Origin of the sequence: uncultured Ruegeria sp. (assembly GCF_947500045.1) — a bacterium.
GTDB lineage: Bacteria > Pseudomonadota > Alphaproteobacteria > Rhodobacterales > Rhodobacteraceae > Ruegeria.
On the sequence record NZ_CANMQQ010000005.1, the window covers coordinates 233,260 to 251,258 of the forward strand.

General features: G+C 56.7%; 18 protein-coding genes. 13 read left to right on the forward strand and 5 right to left on the reverse strand.

The features are described from left to right. The first annotated feature begins 44 nt into the window (after positions 1–44). A complete protein-coding gene (locus Q1B46_RS11145) occupies positions 45–968 on the forward strand; it encodes a hydrogen peroxide-inducible genes activator (protein WP_299947948.1) in 924 nt (307 codons plus the stop codon). 52 nt (positions 969–1,020) lie between these two features. On the opposite strand, the gene Q1B46_RS11150 is transcribed toward Q1B46_RS11145, so the two are convergent. Next, positions 1,021–1,569, reverse strand: coding sequence for a peroxiredoxin (locus Q1B46_RS11150; protein ID WP_299947950.1), 549 nt, complete (start codon positions 1,567–1,569; stop codon positions 1,021–1,023). A gap of 264 nt (positions 1,570–1,833) precedes the next feature. Between Q1B46_RS11150 and lipA the strand changes: the two genes are divergently transcribed. After that, entirely contained in the window at positions 1,834–2,784 is a 951-nt protein-coding gene (gene lipA, locus Q1B46_RS11155) for a lipoyl synthase (protein WP_299947952.1), read from the forward strand. Next, on the forward strand, positions 2,781–3,926 hold the full coding sequence (locus tag Q1B46_RS11160) for an amidohydrolase (protein WP_299947954.1): 1,146 nt from the start codon (positions 2,781–2,783) through the stop codon (positions 3,924–3,926). The genes lipA and Q1B46_RS11160 overlap by 4 nt, the downstream gene beginning before the upstream one ends. A gap of 168 nt (positions 3,927–4,094) precedes the next feature. Here the strand turns inward: Q1B46_RS11160 and hpt are convergent, their stop codons facing one another. Next, positions 4,095–4,637, reverse strand: coding sequence for a hypoxanthine phosphoribosyltransferase (gene hpt, locus Q1B46_RS11165; RefSeq protein WP_299663486.1), 543 nt, complete (start codon positions 4,635–4,637; stop codon positions 4,095–4,097). A gap of 72 nt (positions 4,638–4,709) precedes the next feature. Between hpt and Q1B46_RS11170 the strand changes: the two genes are divergently transcribed. Together Q1B46_RS11170 and Q1B46_RS11175 are read left to right on the forward strand one after the other, a co-directional pair. Continuing rightward, a complete protein-coding gene (locus Q1B46_RS11170) occupies positions 4,710–5,153 on the forward strand; it encodes a type II toxin-antitoxin system RatA family toxin (protein ID WP_299663488.1) in 444 nt (147 codons plus the stop codon). 38 nt (positions 5,154–5,191) lie between these two features. Further along, positions 5,192–6,487 carry an MmgE/PrpD family protein gene (locus Q1B46_RS11175; RefSeq protein WP_299947957.1) on the forward strand — a complete coding sequence of 432 codons (1,296 nt, stop codon included), beginning with the start codon at positions 5,192–5,194 and terminating at the stop codon, positions 6,485–6,487. Here the strand turns inward: Q1B46_RS11175 and pyrC are convergent. Beyond that, positions 6,484–7,521, reverse strand: coding sequence for a dihydroorotase (gene pyrC, locus Q1B46_RS11180; protein ID WP_299947959.1), 1,038 nt, complete (start codon positions 7,519–7,521; stop codon positions 6,484–6,486). The genes Q1B46_RS11175 and pyrC overlap by 4 nt on opposite strands. Before the next feature lie 146 nt (positions 7,522–7,667). On the opposite strand from pyrC, the gene Q1B46_RS11185 reads away from it, so the two are divergent. Genes Q1B46_RS11185 through Q1B46_RS11195 form a run of 3 tightly spaced genes read left to right on the forward strand, consistent with a single transcriptional unit; the run spans position 7,668 to position 10,353 of the window. Then, the gene (locus Q1B46_RS11185) at positions 7,668–8,576 is read left to right on the forward strand and encodes a MoxR family ATPase (RefSeq protein WP_299947961.1); all 909 of its coding nucleotides are present in this window, start codon (positions 7,668–7,670) and stop codon (positions 8,574–8,576) included. Further along, on the forward strand, positions 8,573–9,097 hold the full coding sequence (locus tag Q1B46_RS11190; protein WP_299947963.1) for a hypothetical protein: 525 nt from the start codon (positions 8,573–8,575) through the stop codon (positions 9,095–9,097). Before Q1B46_RS11185 ends, Q1B46_RS11190 begins: the two co-directional genes overlap by 4 nt. After that, positions 9,097–10,353, forward strand: a complete 1,257-nt coding sequence (locus tag Q1B46_RS11195; RefSeq protein WP_299947965.1) for a VWA domain-containing protein — start codon at positions 9,097–9,099, stop codon at positions 10,351–10,353. Before Q1B46_RS11190 ends, Q1B46_RS11195 begins: the two co-directional genes overlap by 1 nt. Positions 10,354–10,356: 3 nt before the next feature. Here the strand turns inward: Q1B46_RS11195 and Q1B46_RS11200 are convergent, their stop codons facing one another. Continuing rightward, entirely contained in the window at positions 10,357–10,857 is a 501-nt protein-coding gene (locus Q1B46_RS11200) for a hypothetical protein (protein ID WP_299947967.1), read from the reverse strand. A 206-nt stretch (positions 10,858–11,063) separates the two neighbouring features. Between Q1B46_RS11200 and Q1B46_RS11205 the strand changes: the two genes are divergently transcribed. The 5 genes from Q1B46_RS11205 to Q1B46_RS11225 all read left to right on the forward strand — a co-directional run bounded on the left by Q1B46_RS11205 (position 11,064) and on the right by Q1B46_RS11225 (position 16,969). Continuing rightward, on the forward strand, positions 11,064–12,032 hold the full coding sequence (locus tag Q1B46_RS11205; protein WP_299947969.1) for an XdhC family protein: 969 nt from the start codon (positions 11,064–11,066) through the stop codon (positions 12,030–12,032). Continuing rightward, on the forward strand, positions 12,029–13,030 hold the full coding sequence (locus Q1B46_RS11210; RefSeq protein WP_299947971.1) for a molybdopterin-binding protein: 1,002 nt from the start codon (positions 12,029–12,031) through the stop codon (positions 13,028–13,030). The genes Q1B46_RS11205 and Q1B46_RS11210 overlap by 4 nt, the downstream gene beginning before the upstream one ends. A 154-nt stretch (positions 13,031–13,184) precedes the next feature. Further along, positions 13,185–13,670: a (2Fe-2S)-binding protein gene (locus Q1B46_RS11215; protein ID WP_299947973.1), complete on the forward strand. Its 486-nt coding sequence runs from the start codon at positions 13,185–13,187 to the stop codon at positions 13,668–13,670. 51 nt (positions 13,671–13,721) lie between these two features. Next, positions 13,722–16,082 (forward strand): xanthine dehydrogenase family protein molybdopterin-binding subunit, encoded by a 2,361-nt coding sequence (locus Q1B46_RS11220; RefSeq protein ID WP_299947975.1) that lies wholly within the window; start codon positions 13,722–13,724, stop codon positions 16,080–16,082. A gap of 95 nt (positions 16,083–16,177) precedes the next feature. Next, on the forward strand, positions 16,178–16,969 hold the full coding sequence (locus Q1B46_RS11225; protein WP_299947976.1) for a xanthine dehydrogenase family protein subunit M: 792 nt from the start codon (positions 16,178–16,180) through the stop codon (positions 16,967–16,969). Positions 16,970–17,015: 46 nt separating this feature from the next. Here the strand turns inward: Q1B46_RS11225 and Q1B46_RS11230 are convergent, their stop codons facing one another. Next, complete coding sequence (locus Q1B46_RS11230) at positions 17,016–17,915, reverse strand: MurR/RpiR family transcriptional regulator (RefSeq protein ID WP_299947977.1); 900 nt, start codon at positions 17,913–17,915, stop codon at positions 17,016–17,018. Positions 17,916–17,999 lie beyond the last annotated feature (84 nt).

The window sequence follows — 17,999 nt, forward strand, 5'->3', positions numbered from 1 at the left end:
TATAGTGGCCTTGTGTAGCGGGCCGCAAATGATAATCAGGGGTTATGAATTTCACCATCCGACAACTGCAGTATTTCCGCGCCGTAGCTGAGCAACGCAATTTTGGGCGTGGGGCACAGGCCTGCCATGTTTCGCAGCCTGCGCTCTCGGTTCAGATCAAGGCGCTGGAAGACACCATGGGTGGGCCGTTGTTTGAACGGCAGGCCCGTGACATCCTGCTGACGCCGCTTGGGCGTGATGTTCTGGAATATGCGCAACGCGTTCTGAATGCGGCAGATCGCCTGGATCAGTTCGCCCGTGATCATTCCGGTGGCCATCGCTCTCTGTCGATCGGTATTATACCAACCGTCGCGCCGTATCTGCTGCCGGGTGTACTGGCCGGGCTGCGGGCTTCGGATGTCTCGTTGAGGGTACAAATTCGTGAGGCGCCGACCGAGCGATTGCTATCAATGCTGCGCTTGGGTGACATTGATGCGGCGGTCCTGGCATTGCCACTTGGCAGCGGAACATTCCATGAAGCGCCGTTGTTCGAAGACCGGTTTTTGTTGGCGGGAAGCCAGACTCGGTTGAATCGGTTAACAGTCAGCCCGGATGCATTGCGGCCAGTTGACCTGAAGACCGCACAGTTGATGCTGTTGGAAGATGGGCACTGCCTGACCGATCAGGCGCTTGAGGTCTGCGGCCAGGATCGCACCAGTGGTCAGATCAACATGGGTGCGTCATCGCTGGCCACGTTGTCTCGCTTGGTCGCCGAAGGGTTCGGCCTGACCCTGATGCCCGAACTGGCGGCGCAGGCCGAGACGAGTGCGGTGCCGGGATTGCGATTGCTGCGATTTGGCGCGCCGCAACCGGCGCGGACAATTGGGCTGGTGCGCCGCGCCTCGACCCAAAGCGAAGAGTGGTTTGACCGTTTGGCACAAGTGATCCGGCAAGTCGGTGAAGAGGTGGTCGCAAAAACCCGCGTGTGACAAAAAAGGCCCGCCGAGATGGCGAGCCTAGAAACAAGTGCAATCAAGTAGATCAGGCCAACGCCGGTTCGCGCGCTTCGTCCAGATGTTTCACGAGATTTTCCGGAGACGACACACCATAGGGGTCCTCGGGGCAGTTATCCATCAGGCCGGGCTCTTCGAACCACGCTTCAACTACACCGTCATTGACGATGGCTGCATAGCGCCACGAGCGCATGCCAAAACCCAGATTGTCCTTGTCGACCAGCATGCCCATCTTGCGGGTGAACTCACCTGAACCGTCAGGAATAACTTCGACGTTTGTCAGCCCCTGTTCTGCCGCCCATTTGTTCATGACAAAGCTGTCATTCACCGACATGCAGTAGATCGCATCGATACCTTTGGCCGCGAAATCGGCGTGGCTATTCTCAAAGCCGGGCAATTGGTAGGTCGAGCACGTCGGAGTGAACGCACCGGGCAGCGAGAACAGGATGACGCGCTTGCCCGCAAAGTAATCAGCGGTTGTCTTGTCTTCCCAGCGGAATGGGTTGGGGCCTTCGATTGCCTCATCGCGGACGCGGGTGTGGAAGGTTACTTCAGGCAGTTTTGCGCCGGTTTTCATCATCAAACTCCTGTGATTCACATGTGATTGATGCGAGAGTTAGAACGATTCCAGACCGGCTTCAATAAGAGATACGCTGCGATTGCGATATATCTTTTTCCCAGTTAATCCACTTGAAAAGGTGGAATAATATCTGACTGTTTTATCGCTTATGCTGCAGGCGCAAAGTCGAGCCGCATAGCGGCTATGCACCGCTGGCCTAACCAATAAAGTCAGTTTATGTTAGGTGCTAAACGAGTTGACCCAAAGTCAGGAAAACCAGCTGTGCGTGATCTGAAAATTCCCGAACAAAGACATCCTGAAAAGGCACATCGACCTGACAATGCCGCCCCGCGCAAACCCAGTTGGATTCGGGTCAAAGCCCCGGGTGGCAAAGGGTATGCAGAAACCCACAAAATCATGCGCGACAACAATCTGGTCACTGTCTGCGAAGAGGCCGGATGCCCCAATGTGGGCGAATGCTGGAGCCAGGGCCACGCAACCATGATGATCATGGGCGAAATCTGTACGCGCGGTTGTACCTTCTGCAACATCGCCACGGGTAAGCCGGATACTTTGGATGCATTTGAACCCGGGCGTGTGGCTCATGCGGTGCAAAAGCTGGGCTTGAACCATGTCGTTATCACGTCAGTAGACCGGGATGATCTGTTGGATGGTGGGGCAGATCATTTTGCACAAACCATCCGCGCAGTTCGGCATCGGTCGCCCAAGACCACGATCGAGATTCTGACGCCAGATTTCCTGAAATGTGATCCTTCGGTTCTTGAGGCCGTTGTTGAAGCCAAGCCAGATGTCTTCAATCACAATCTCGAAACGGTGCCCGGTCTTTATACCCAGGTTCGCCCCGGTGCGCGGTACTTCCATTCGTTGCGTCTACTGCAGCGGGTCAAAGAGATGGATCCGTCGATCTTCACCAAATCCGGCATCATGGTCGGGTTGGGTGAAGATGAAACGCAGGTCCGGCAGGTCATGGACGACATGCGCGCGGCGGATATCGATTTTCTGACCATCGGTCAGTACCTGCAGCCGACGCCTAAACACCATGGCATCGATCGTTTTGTCACCCCTGAAGAATTCGCGGCCTATGAAAAAGCAGCCTTTGGCAAAGGCTTCCTGATGGTCTCAGCAACGCCATTGACCCGCTCGTCATACCACGCAGGTGATGACTTTGCGCGCTTGCGCGAGGCTCGGCAAAAGAAGCTAAATCAGGTATGAAACCCGAGCTGCAGTCTTGGCTGACCGAAAAACGGCACGAGCTGCATCAGGTACCCGAGATTTCGGGAAAAGAGCGCGGGACTGCGGCAAGCATATCCAACCTTTTACAAGCATGTGGTCCCGATGCGGTTCTGACCGGAATTGGCGGTCATGGTGTTGCGGCGATTTACGACAGTGGCCAACCTGGACCTACCGTTGGTATCCGATGTGAGTTGGATGGTTTGCCGATCCAAGAAATCTCAAGCGCCAGATACGCGTCGCAGTATCCCGGCAAAGGGCATCTATGCGGGCACGATGGCCATATGGCGATGGTGCTTGGCGTGGCCTTTGTTCTTGGGGACAAACGTCCGCCCAACGGGCGCGTCGTACTAATCTTTCAACCCGCCGAAGAAACCGGGCAGGGTGCCATGGCCTATCGCGCGGATCCTAAATTCGCGAATATTGCACCGGATTATGTGTTTTCTCTGCACAATCTGCCGGGGTTGGAATTGGGCGCGGTTGAGGTGTGCTCGGGCCCGGCCAATTGCGCATCACGTGGGATGCGGGTTGTATTGACGGGCAAAACCTCTCACGCGGCGGCCCCTCAGGATGGGGTGTCACCCGCCGGTGCATTGGCAGAGCTTATGCCTGCGTTGGCGGCACTTGGGCGAGGCGGGGCGCTGGATACGGATTTTGCGCTAGCAACAGTAACCCATGCGCGTTTGGGCGAAGCCACCTTTGGTGTGGCACCCGGTATGGCCGAGCTTTGGGTGACCTTGCGCACGGTCTCGGATACACGCATGACCGGCCTGATCCACGAGGCCGAACAGCTTGTAAGTGCAGGCGCAAAGGCTCAGGGCCTGAATGTCGAAATCACGTATGACGACATATTCGAGGCCTGTACAAACTCCGCTGAAGCCGTGCAGGTCGTGTCCGAGGCCTGCCGGGCCCGCGACTTACCTTGCAAATTGGTTCCGACCCCACAAAGGTTTTCGGAAGATTTCGGGCAGTTCGGCAAAAGTGCAAAAACTGCCATGTTCTGGCTGGGTGCAGGGCGGGATCACCCTCAGCTGCACAATCCAGATTACGATTTTCCTGATGCCCTGATCCCGATCGGGACCGAGATTTTTCTGGCTGCGATCGAACAAACGCTTAGGGCTTAGGTTTTCTGGGGTGGCTTTCTGCCCAATCGGGCCACCATCCCATGTACTCAATACCAGCAATCGCCAGACAGATCAGTATCGTGCCAAATACCAGTTTCACCCGATGTTCTGACGGCGGGTTTCGCGCCCATTGCGACATGCGAAGGAAGTGGCGCAAATTCATCCGTCCTAATCTTCGATAAACCGAACCTTGCCGATAAATGGCAGGTTGCGGTTGCGCTGTGCATAATCGATGCCATAGCCCACGACAAATTCATCAGGAATTTCAAACCCGATCCAGTCCGAGCGAAAATCGACCTCACGCCGGCTTGGTTTGTCCAACAGAGCGATGGATTTCAATCGATGCGGCGTGCGGCTTTGAAGCAGTTTGGTGACGTGGTTCAGGGTGTGGCCAGTATCCACGATATCTTCGACCACCAGCACATCACGTCCTTCAATTGCGCCTCGCAAGTCTTTGAGAATACGCACTTCTCGGCTGCTTTCCATCGAATCTCCATATGATGAAGCTTCAAGAAAGTCGACCTCAATGGGAAGATCCAGTTCGCGCACCAGATCAGCGATGAAGACGAAACTGCCCCGCAGCAGGCCCACGACGATCAGTTTGTCGGTGCCGCCAAACTCTGCGGTTATTTCCCGGCAAAGCTCTTCGATCCGTGCGGCAATTGCCTTGGCCGAGATCATCTCATCTATCACATATGCGCGCTGGCTCATCACTGCCCCCTTGATCTTTGGCGCGCAACATACGAAATCACGCGCCATTGTCACCAGTTAATACCGGACGCCATGCCAACTCATTCCGAGACACGACCGCTGCCTTACACCGCTCAGCAGATGTATGATCTGGTTGCGGACGTGGCAAATTACCCCGAGTTCTTGCCATGGTGCGCCGCAGCCCGCATCCGCCGCACATATGCTGCTGGCGAAGGCAGGGTGATGGAGGCGGAGCTGGTGATATCATTTAAGGTGTTTCGTGAACGCTTTGGCAGCCGCGTTACGCTGTTTGATGCGCAGAAACGGATTGATACCGAATATTTGGATGGTCCTTTCAAATACATGCGTTCGGACTGGCAATTTGAAGATACCGATCAGGGGTGCAACGTCTCGTTTCACGTTGATTTCGAGTTCAAGAATGCAGTTCTGCAAGGCATCATCGGTGTGGTGTTCAACGAAGCCATGCACCGTATCGTCCGCGCATTCGAACAACGCGCCGCAGTCCTTTACGGCTGAGGCTTTACGCCCCGGCGGCGCGCGCTAGACTGCGCGTTATGACTGATTTGACATCTAGCCTTGCTGAGTTTGCTGCTGGCCCTGTGACGACCACGGCGCAGGCCCGTATTGTAACATCTCTCTCCGCTTTGGATTGGTTTGCTGTTGGGCGGGCAGGGGTTGATGAACCCGTTTCCCGCATTGTCCGCCAGATGGTTCTGGCCGAAAGCGGCGCGACGCAGGCCCGGTTGTTCGGTGGTGGCGACGCTCCGCTGCGCGCAGCAGCGCTGGTAAACGGTACAGTGTCCCATGCCCTTGATTATGACGATACGCATTTTGCCCATATCGGCCATCCCTCGGTTGCAGTTTTTCCGGCGGCACTTGCGCTTGCGGCGTGGGAGGATCGACCGCTGGTGGATATGCTAGAAGCCGCGCTGGTCGGGATGGAGCTGTCGATCCGCATGGGCTTGTGGCTGGGACGAGGTCATTATCAGGCCGGGTTTCACCAGACCGCCACGGCGGGTGCGTTTGGGGCTGCGGTCGCTGCGGGGCGGATCATGGCGTTTGACGCGAGACAGATGCGTGATGTGCTGGGCCTGACGGCCACACGTGCATCGGGGCAAAAATCGCAGTTCGGGACCATGGGCAAACCCTATAACGCAGGGCTTGCGGCCTCGAACGGAGTTGAGGCGGCACAGCTGATCCGCAATGGATTTCAGCCCGGTTCTGATGCGCTGGAGGGTCCCTTCGGGTTTGGAGCGACACATCTAGGGTCGGACGAAATCTCTGACGCACTTGATGGGTTGGGGGATGAATGGTTGTTCGAAAGCGTCAGTCACAAGTTTCACGCGTGTTGCCACGGTCTGCACGCGGCGCTTGAGGCGGCGCGTGATCTCGATATCGCCGAACCGGAAGTGGCTGAAATCAAAGTGAAAACCCACCCTCGCTGGATGAGTGTCTGCAATCAGCTGCAACCAAACAGTGGTTTGGGCGCAAAGTTCTCCTATCGCACGGTGATTGCAATGCAGGCGATGGGATTTGATACGGCGCTGCCGGGCAGCTATTCCGACAAGATCTGCGCCGATCCACGGCTTCAATCCCTGCGGGATCGGATCATCGTCGAGGCAGATGAAAGCCTGTCTGAAACTCAGGCCCACCTCTCCCTGTTGCGCCGAGATGGCGCACGTCGCGAGGCCAGCCATGATCTGTTGGCCCCAATGTCGCTTTCAGATCGTGAAGATCGGGTCAGGGACAAAGCATCGAAACTCATCGGTGGGGACGAAGCAGACGCGATCTGGTCGATGCTGCGCACCGGTGGGCGCGCAGCGGATTTGGCTGAAAGGTTAGCAGATTAAGCGACCCGCCAATGCAGCGGGAATCCGGGGTCGAATACGGTGACAGGGCCGTCACCACTTTCGATTTTGGTGGGATAGACGACCTCTTCACCTTTGGTCAGCGTAATGGTGTCTTCGTTCACAGGCAGGCGATAGAATGCAGGACCGTTGATCGAGGTAAACGCCTCAAGCTTGTCCAACGCCTCTGCGCGTTCAAACATTTCGGCCAGCAAAGACATGGTATTCGTTGCCGTGAAGCAACCGGCGCACCCACAAGCCATTTCCTTGTTGGCATCCGTATGCGGCGCGCTGTCCGTGCCAAGGAAGAAACGCGCATCGCCTGATGTTGCAGCGGTCAGAAGGGCCAGCCGATGTTCCTCACGTTTCGCAACCGGAAGGCAGTAGTAATGCGGTTTGATGCCGCCAACCAATATGTGGTTGCGGTTGATGATCAGGTGATGCGTCGTAATGGTCGCGCCCAAATCCTTGTCATGCGATTTCACATAGTTCACGCCATTTGACGTTGTGATGTGCTCCATCACAACGCGCAGCCCAGGCGTTGTCTTGCGGATCGGATCAAGAACGCGGTCGATGAATACGGCTTCGCGATCAAAGATATCGATATCGGCATTTGTAACCTCGCCATGTACGCACAGCGGAAGACCGATCTCGGCCATCTTCTCTAGCACCGCGCGCACCTTGTCGAAATTGTGAACGCCAGACGAGGAGTTGGTCGTCGCGCCGGCGGGGTACAGCTTGACGGCCTTGACCAATCCGCTGGCATGGGCGGCGGCCACATCGGCAGGGTCCGTGTCTTCGGTCAGATAGAGCGTCATCAACGGCTCGAACGTCATATCATCCGGCAGGGCAGCCAGAATGCGGTCCCGATAGGCAGCCGCCTGACTGCCGGTTACGACGGGCGGAACCAGATTTGGCATAATGATTGCGCGGGCGAAATGGCGCGCGGTTTCAGGCAGAACGGCTTGCAACATTGCGCCATCGCGCAGATGCAAATGCCAGTCATCGGGGCGGCGGATCGTCAAGGAATGGGTCATGGCTCCCGGCTAACACAGGCGCTGGGGTGGTGAAAGACCCTCTTGCCCTTGTCAACGCAAAGGATCGTCGTAAGTCTCTGACGGATAGTGGTCTTGACCTTCGCATGCGGTCGTGACCTGTTGGCCGGAGGGAAAAAGGGGCGCTCATGACACAGCCGAATTCCATTGATGCCGTACAGGACCTGTTGGGCTCTGAGGGGTATGTCTGTGGCCGGGCTCTGGCGACGGTCGTGTTTCTTTCGCTGAAACTCGGGCGGCCTCTGTTTCTGGAGGGTGAAGCGGGCGTGGGAAAGACCGAGATCGCCAAGGCCCTGGCTGCCGGATTGGGGCGCCGCCTGATCCGATTGCAGTGTTACGAAGGGCTTGATGCCTCCTCTGCCGTATATGAATGGAACTTTCCCGCTCAGATGGTGGCCATCCGTACCGCCGAAGCATCAGGTGGCGCTGATCGGGGTGCGCTGCAGACCGAGTTGTTTTCGGATGATTACCTGATTGAACGCCCGTTGCTGCAGGCCATGCGCCCGGACGAAAATGGGGCACCGGTTCTGTTGATTGATGAGTTGGATCGGACCGACGAACCTTTTGAGGCTTTCCTGCTGGAAGCGCTCAGCGACTTTCAGGTCACCATCCCCGAACTTGGGACCATCAAGGCGCCCGAGCCGCCCATAGTGATTGTTACATCGAACCGAACCCGCGAAGTACACGACGCACTAAAACGCCGCTGCCTCTATCATTGGGTCGACTACCCCGATTTTGCCCGCGAGATTGAAATCCTGCACACGCGTGCACCCGAGGCGGCCGAGGCCTTAAGCCGTGAGGTGGTGGCCTTTGTTCAGCGCCTGCGCACCGAAGACCTGTTCAAGAAACCGGGTGTCGCTGAAACCATCGATTGGGCCAAATGCTTGCTGGCGCTTGACGTTATCAACCTCAGCCCCGAGGTGATCGGCGACACGTTGGGCGCCATTCTGAAATACCAGGATGACATCCAAAAGCTGCAAGGGTCCGAGGCCAAGCGCTTGTTGGATGAAGCTAAAGGTACGCTAGAACCCGCATGAGGCTAGGTGGCGTTGATATTATTAGTCGTGCAACAAGATCTTCAATGAGGGTTCTTTTGTCGTTAGGTGTAGCCATACTCTTGGTACACTACTTAGAAATTGATATTTCAGAAGTCACTGTTTTAGGCATCCGGTTAGAACTTAATCAGACTGAAGGTGTAATTAAATCAGTTCTATTTATCGTCCTAGTTTCGCATGTTGTTCAATGGTTTGGGGATTTTCTGAGCCTTAGAAACTGGAATGTAGCGCTCAAATCTACTGAGGTTCAAATTCTCTTTGGGGGTAGAACGACTTTAGTTTCAAAACTAGAGATGTACCTTAAGGATTGGGAGAATCTGAAGTCAATCGCCGATGAAGGAAAGGCGGATGTGTTTGAAAAACAAATAGAATTATTGTCTTCCGAAACCAGAAAGCTCAGACGATTTGTTTTGGGTGATACGATTTACGCTTGGTTCTACGTTGTTCTTTGGAGTTTGGTTTTACCATTGGGAATTGGAATCTGGGCTTGGAAGGCTGTCTAATGGCCGAACAACTCCCGCTGGATATTCCTGACAACCCCAAATTGGCGCAAAATATCACGCATTTTGCGCGTGCGCTGCGCAAGGCGGGTTTGCCGATTGGAACAGGGCGTGTGATCGATGCGATCCGTGCTGTACAGGCGGCAGGATTCACTGAGAAACGCGATTTCTACTGGACGCTTCATGCCTGTTTCGTGAACCGGCCAGAACACCGAACTGTCTTTTCGCAGGTCTTTCGTCTCTACTGGCGCGATCCGCGCTACCTCGAACACATGATGTCGATGATGCTGCCTGCCATTCGCGGTGTGCAAGAAGAGCGCAAAGCCGATGCCGCAGAAAAGCGTGCCGCCGAGGCTCTGCTGGACGGGTTTGAACGAGACCTGCCCGAAATGGTCGAACAGGAAGAAGAAAGCGAGATTGAGATTGATGCGACCCAGACCGCGTCATCCGAAGAACGCCTGCGCAATCTTGATTTCGAACAGATGAGCACTTCTGAAATCGCCAAAGCCAAGCGCATTCTTTCGCATCTGACCTTGCCGGTTAAACCAATCGAATCCCGACGTGGTCAAGCCAGCCATTTGGGCCACCGTATTGATCGGGCCCGAACCCTCAGGTCTTCCATGCGTCAGGGTGGTGAATTGCGCGACATCGCGCGCCTGCAGCCCAAGCCACGTTGGCCGAATTTGGTAGCGCTTTGCGATATCTCGGGCTCGATGAGCCAGTACAGCCGGATCATCCTGCATTTTCTGCACACGGTTTCGAATGCCAAGGGGGCTGGGTGGGCCAAAGTGCACGCGTTTACGTTCGGCACCCGGCTCACCAATATCACCCGCCATCTGCATCAACGTGACGTTGACGCAGCGCTGACTGCAGCCGGGGCCGAGGCGCAGGATTGGGAGGGGGGAACCCGGATCGGAGAGTGCCTGCATCAATTCAACCGCGACTGGTCACGGCGTGTCATGGGGCAGGGTGCGGTGGTTCTGCTGATCACTGATGGCCTGGAGCGGGGCGATCCAGAGGTGTTAGAGAAAGAAATCGAACGCCTGCAACTGTCATCCCGGCGCTTGATTTGGCTGAACCCTCTGCTGCGCTGGGACGGGTTTGCGCCGAAGGCACAAGGTGTGGCGACTATGCTCCCACATGTCGACAGCTTCCGCGCAGGGCATTCTATTGCTTCGCTGGAAGATCTGGCCACTGTGATTTCGCAGCCAGATGATCAGGGACAGAAAGCGCGGTTGATGGCCGCACTTTCTGACTAGCCGTTACGACAGCTGCTCTTCATTGCAATTACGGGCCATTTCCATGGCCTTGTACGTGCCGGTCAGATCGACCGTGAAGGCAAATTCTTTTTCCGGGAATACGATCATGACCTTTTTCTTGGCAAGATCGTCGGCGAATTGCGGGTCGTCTGACAGAACGTATCCACCCGAATATCCTTTGGTGATATTGCCCTTCATGCCGGTGGCCTCACCGACATAAATATTGTCGCCTATGAGGATGGCGACGGCTTCTTTCTCGCCTTTCTTGATGTTGGTCTCGGCCTTGGTGAAAACGCCCACGTAACCGACACCACGATCTTCAGTCAGCCCCATCTGTACGACGTTTTCATCATCGTCGACCGCTTCGATCAGACACGATTTCTTGTCCTGATCGATGAAGACCTTCCAGCCCTCGACTTCGCCGTACTTCAGAAATGTATCAGCCCAACCGGCGCTGGCAGCCAGCAGGCTGATCGCCGTTCCCAGTGTAAGAATGCGTTTCAACTGTTTGTCTCCGCTTTGAAATATGCAGGGGTAATTCTGGGCGGCACCCGGAATTGAAGGCAGCCTAGAAGGTGGCTCGAAAACATTCAATCGTTTGTGAATATGAATTTAAAATCGGCTTGATAGCGCCGGGAAACTCGACCTCTGACTGCTTTTCATTGTCCTAAAGCTGACTATGTTGAACCGAAGCAAGGCCGGAGGTCTCAATGGAACGATTCGATAGCAGCCCGGAAACTGCACTGAAATGGCATCGGGCCGGGAAAGGCGCGGCACTGGCCACTGTGGTCGAGACCTGGGGCAGCGCGCCGCGCCGTGTCGGTGCGCAATTGGTTATCTCGGGCGACGGTCGGATCGAGGGCTCGGTTTCTGGCGGCTGCGTGGAAGGCGCGGTGATTGTCGAGGCGTTGGAAGCCATCGAAGAAGGCGAAGCGCGGCTGCTGGAGTTTGGTGTCAGCGATGATGATGCCTTTGCCGTGGGTTTGGCTTGCGGCGGCACAATCCGTGTTCTGGTTGAACCAATTGGCACGGTCCTGCCCGAACCGATGCTGGCCGAACTGGTCGCAGCACGGGCGCAACGGGAGCCGCTGGCTTACGAAGTCAATGTCGAAACCGGTCATCGCGCGCTGCGCCGCACTGCCTATGCCGAGAGGTTGCGCATGGACCGGTCCGGGTTCGAAGAAGATGGTCAAACCTTTGTTGCCATTCACAATCCTCCGCTGCGGTTAATAGTGGTTGGAGCCGTGCATATCGCCCAGGCGCTGGTGCCGATGGCACGGATCGCAGGCTACGACCCGGCCATTGTCGACCCGCGTGATGCGTTTGCTTCGGATGCCCGTTTTCCCGGAGAGACCATTCTGACGGATTGGCCGGATGAGGCTGTGTCCAAGCTGGGGTTGGACGCGCGAACAGCGCTCGTGCTGTTGACGCACGACCCCAAGCTGGACGATCCTGCACTACAGGCTGCGCTGTCGGCCAACGTCTTCTATATCGGTGCTCTTGGGTCCAAGCGCACCCACGCGAAACGCGTAGATCGGATGAAACAGGCGGGGTTCACTGACGACCAGATTTCACGCATTCACGGGCCGGTCGGGCTCGATATCGGAGCGGCCAGCCCGTCCGAGATTGCGGTGGCCATTCTGGCGCAAATGACGGCTGTTCTGAGGGGCAAGGCGTGAAATTCGGTCCAGTCGCCCTTTGTGAGGCCAGCGGGGCGATCCTTGCCCATTCAGTCAAAGCGGGTGAGCGAAAGTTGCGGAAGGGCGTTACGCTGACGCCAGAACATATCGCCGAATTGCAGCAAGCCGGTCTCACCGAGGTGACGGTCGCCCGATTAGGCCCCGGTGATAGCCATGAAGATGACGCGGCGGCGATGCTCGCCGCGGCCCTTGTCCCGGACCCTGCACAGGCAAATCTGCGTGTAACCGAGGCGTTTACCGGAAGGGTCAATCTGTTGGCTGACGGACCGGGGGTTGTGGTTTTGGATACCGATGCCCTGCAAAGGTTCAATCAGGTCAATCCGATGATCACCGTCGCGACAGTGCCGCAATACCAACAGATGACGGCAGGCGGCATGGTGGCGACGATCAAGGTGATCTCATATGCGGTGCCTCTTTCTGATGTTCGAAATGCGACCCAACAGGCGCAGGATGCCATTCGACTTTCGGTGCCGAAATATACGAACGCTAGTCTTGTGGTCACTGAAATTGCTGGGGGGCCTTCGAATGAGAAAGGTATCGCCGCAATACGCAACCGGGTCGAGGCATTGGGGATGGACCTGTCCGAGGTTCAGGTCGTGCCGCATCGGATGGACGATCTTACAGCATCGCTGTCGTCCATTGGTGGCGAGATTGTCATGATTTTGACCGGATCGGCTACCTCAGATGAAAACGATGTGGCGCCAGCCTCTGTGCGGGCTGCAGGGGGGAACGTTGACCGGTTTGGGATGCCGGTTGATCCGGGGAACCTGCTGTTCTTGGGGTCATCCGGTGATCGCCCGATCATTGGTTTGCCCGGATGCGCGCGTTCACCGGCGCTGAACGGGGCGGACTGGGTGTTATCCCGCGTCGCCTGTGGGATCGAAACAACAGGCGCTGATATCGCAGCGATGGGTGTCGGTGGGTTGTTGAAAGAAATCCCGACGCGCCCGCAACCTCGCGCCGCAAAAGGAAAGTGACGCAACGGCATTTTTGCCCTTTTGGGCAAGCGCGTCATGCTCTGACTGTTAAGTAAAGAAGTTGCGGAAAAAACGGGCAAATATTTTTGTTCTCAAACAAAATTTCCCGTGTTTAACTCGGGGCAAAGTAAAAACACTAAATTGGGAGGATCTCATGACACAGGTCTCAATGACCGTGAACGGGAAAGCCGTTAGCGGTGACGTTGAAGGCAGGACATTGCTGTCCAGCTTTTTGCGGGATCAACTGTCGCTGACCGGAACGCATGTCGGATGTGACACGGCACAGTGCGGCGCCTGCGTGGTCCATGTGAACGGCGAGGCGATCAAGTCTTGCAACATGCTGGCCCTTGAGGCGGACGGCGCAGATGTCGGAACGATCGAGGGGCAGGCTGCCGAAGATGGCACACTGAACGTTATACAGCAGGCCTTTCAGGATCATCACGGATTGCAATGCGGGTTCTGTACGCCGGGCATGGTGATGAGCGCGGCGGCCTTGCTCAAGGATAACCCGCGCCCGACCGAGGGGGAAATCCGCAAGTACCTTGAAGGCAATCTGTGCCGCTGCACGGGTTATCACAACATCGTCAAGGCGATCATGGCCGCATCGGGCCAAGACGTTTCCAGCATCGCCGCCGAGTGAGGCGGGTAAGAATTTTCGACGAAAATTCTTTTCCAGTGAGGAGAACAAGCAATGCCCAAAGACAGTGGCATCGGAGCCAGTTCCAAGCGGCGTGAAGACGTACGCTTTCTGACCGGAGCAGGCAATTACACCGACGACATCAACGTACATGGCCAAGCCTATGTACATTTCCTTAGGTCCGACATCGCGCATGGGCGGATCAACAGTATCGACACATCTGCAGCCGAGGGCATGCCGGGCGTGGTGAAGGTTTTCACCGGCAAGGACTTTGAAGGCGTGGGCGGAATGCCTTGCGGTTGGGAAGTGACCGACCGTCATGGCGCCCCGATGCAAGAGCCTCCGCATCCGATTCTGGCACAGGGCAAGGTGCGCCACGTGGGCGACCCTATTGCTGCTGTTGTCGCGGATAGCCTTGAACAAGCCCGCGATGCTGCCGAAGCAATTGAGGTGGATATCGCGGAATTGCCGGCAGTTATGAATATGAAAGCTGCGGCGCAAGAAGGCGCAACGCTTATTCATGACGACCTGAAGAACAACATCTGTTACGACTGGCATCTGGGCGAAGAGGACAATGACAAGGTCAATGAGGTCTTTGCCAATGCGGCGCACGTGACCACGCTGGATCTGGTCAACAATCGTCTGGTCGCCAACCCGATGGAGCCGCGCGTAGCCGTGGCAGAGTACAGCCGCGGGACCGAGGACTACACGCTATATACAACTTCGCAGAACCCGCATGTGATCCGATTGCTGATGTGCGCCTTTGTTCTGGGCCTGCCCGAGCACAAGGTACGTGTGGTTGCGCCTGATGTTGGCGGTGGATTTGGCACCAAGATCTTCCACTATGCGGAAGAGGCGTTTTGTACCTTCGCCGCCAAGGCCTGCAACCGTCCGGTAAAGTGGACGTCCAGCCGGTCCGAGGCGTTCATGTCAGATGCCCATGGCCGCGACCATGTCTCAACGATTGAGCTGGCGCTGGATGCGGAAAATAACTTTGTCGGTCTGCGCACCAACACCTACGCGAATCTTGGAGCTTATCTTTCGACCTTCTCCAGCTCGGTCCCGACCTGGTTGCATGGCACTCTGATGGCGGGCAATTACAAAACACCGGTCATTCAGGTGAACGTGAAGGCAATGTTCACCAATACAGTGCCAGTCGATGCCTATCGCGGTGCGGGCCGACCAGAGGCGACGTACCAATTGGAGCGTGTCATCGACAAAGCAGCTCGTGAGTTGGGCGTTGATCCGATCGCCCTGCGGCGCCAGAACTTCATCACCCAGTTCCCGTATGACACACCGGTGGCGCTGACCTATGACACCGGGGATTACAACGGGACGATGGACAAGCTGGAAGCCGCTGCTGATCTGGCAGGCTTTGCCGCGCGTCGCTCGGCCAGTGAGGCCAAAGGCAAGCTGCGGGGCTTGGGCATCAACTGCTATATCGAGGCCTGCGGCATCGCGCCGTCGAATATCGTCGGCATGCTGGGGGCCCGGGCAGGGCTTTATGATGCCGCGACGGTACGGGTGAACGCAACCGGTTCGATCAGCGTCATGGTAGGTGCGCACAGCCACGGGCAAGGCCACGAGACCGCCTTCCCGCAGGTTGTGGCCGACATGATCGGTATCGATGAGTCGATGGTCGAGATCGTGCATGGCGACACCTCGAAAATCCCGTTTGGCATGGGCACCTATGGCTCGCGCTCGCTGGCGGTTTGCGGGTCGGCGATGGTCAAGGCGACCGAGAAGGTGATCGACAAAGCCAAGAAGATTGCGGCCCACCTGCTGGAAGCGTCTGAGGCGGATATCGAGCTGAAGGACGGCCAGTTCAGCGTTGCAGGCACCGACAAGTCGGTGGCCTGGGGCGATGTGACCCTGACGGCTTATGTGCCGCACAACTTCCCGTTGGAAGTTGAGCCGGGGCTTGAGGAGACCGCGTTCTATGATCCGGCCAACTTTACTTTCCCGGCTGGGGCATACGCTTGCGAGGTCGAGGTGGACCCCGAAACCGGGCAGGTCACGATCGAAGCCTTCACCGCTGCAGATGACTTTGGCAACATCGTGAACCCGATGATTGTGGATGGTCAGGTGCATGGCGGTATCGGTCAAGGGATCGGTCAGGCGCTGCTGGAAAATTGCGCTTATGATGAGAACGGCCAGTTGCTGAGCGCGTCCTACATGGACTACGCGATGCCGCGGGCCGATGATCTGCCGTTCTATGCGGTTGACCATTCCAGCCAGACCCCATGTACGCACAACCCGTTGGGGGTAAAAGGTTGCGGCGAGGCTGGAGCCATCGGGTCGCCACCTGCTGTGGTCAACGCGGTGTTGGATGCACTGAATTCGGGTGGCAAGGCTGTCGATCACATCGACATGCCGATGAGCCCATCGCGTGTCTGGACGGCGATGCACGGTTGAGAGGTCGGGGTGCGAGGGGCCAGCCCCTCGCGCTCCCCGAGATATTTTTAGCCAGATGAAGGGCGGATCCGCGTTCTTCGGAAAGGAAAAACGGAATGTACAGTTTCGAGTTTGAGAAACCCTCGACCATAGCAGATGCAGTTGCTGCATTGGCGAGCGAGGACGCGCAGGCGTTGGGGGGCGGACAGACCCTGATCCCCACGATGAAGCAACGTTTGGCAGCGCCATCCAAGCTGGTGTCGGTGAGCGGCATCGCCGAGATGCAGGGTGTTTGCATTGAGGATGATGGTTCGGTGGCCATTGGTGGTGCAACGACCCATGCGCGCGTGGCGGTAGAAGCTGCTGGCAGCTATCCGGCACTGGCGGCTGTGGCTGGTCAAATCGGCGATCCGGCGGTGCGCAATCGCGGTACCATTGGTGGTTCAGTTGCCAACAACGACCCGGCAGCCTGCTATCCAGCCTGTGTGCTGGGATCGGGTGCAACGATCGTCACGAACACTCGCCAGATTGCAGCTGATGACTTCTTTCAGGGCATGTTTACCACAGTGCTGGAGGAGGGTGAGATCATCACCTCGGTGCGTTTTCCGGTGCCTCAAGCGGCAAGTTATCAGAAGTTTTTGCAGCCTGCGTCACGTTTCGCGCTGGTCGGAGTTTATCTTGCCCGATTTGCCGATGGCGTAAGGGTCGCCGTCACCGGTGCAAGCGAAGATGGCGTGTTCCGCTGGTCCGAAGCCGAGGAAGCACTGAACAAAGAGTTCCGCCCGGACGCTTTGATGGGGCTGCACATCAATCCTGCGAACATGATTGGCGATCTGCACGGCAGCAAAGAATACCGTGCGCATTTGGTCGGTGTGATGACGAAACGCGCCATAGAAGCCTGTAGTTAATCCTGCCAACGGTCAGCATTTGGAGCCCCGGTGAAGAACCGGGGCTTTATTTTTTGCGTACTCTCGGGGGCTTTGCTGGGCGCCAGTACGCTCCTGTATCTTCCCTGGCCGTCTGATAGCGATCCACGCGGTCGCGTGCTGCTGACCCGCCTGCAGCAAAAAGATGGCCGAGCAGGCATTCGAGCACGGTCATTGCGCCAGAGAAGCTGGAAAAGTGATGTTGCGTGCGGGTGCTGACGGGCAGCACGATGTCGGGATCAACACCGGGGGCTATGACCTCGCTATCCGACAACAGCACGATCCGCATGCCGCGTTTGCGCGCAAACCGCATGGATTGGATGGTGTCAGAGGAATAGGGGTGGACGGTGATGGCGAACAGACAGTCTGCTGCATCGGCCTCGAGCAGATCATCGACGGCTGACCCCATGTGCCGGGGGATCAGTTGAAAGCCGGGATGCGCCATTCGTCCCGCATAGTGAAAATAATAGGCCAAGGCATAGCTGGCCCGGGTCGCTGTAATGAAACAGTGTTTCGCAGAAATCATGGTGTTCGTGACTTGCTTCATCACAGTGGGATCAGTCAGCCGTAGGGACCGGGTTACGACATTCAGTTCGTTTTGCGCGAACCCCGCTTGCGCTGCGCTGAAGTCGTCCCTTGATTTCATGCGGTCCAGCCAGTCCTGCCCAAGCTGATCCTCGCGGTCAGTGACAAGGGTTTGGCGGAAAGGCGTTCGGAACGCTTCAAAACTGTCAAAGCCCAAACGGTATGCCAGACGCACTAGGACGTTTGAGCTTACACCGATTTTGTCAGCTGTCACACGAACCGGGTCGAGCCCGAAGTCGCCAGGATGGTCGATTATGTATTTTGCAGCGGCCTGCATCTGTTGAGGCAGGGTGTCGATATCGCGGCGCAGAATCTGGGTCAGTTGGGTCGGGGTGTGTTGCATGGTGAAAGAAAAACAAATGTTATGCAGAAAGCAAATTGAAAACGTATCAAACCTGGTCAATTCGGATCATATTGGACACGTGGC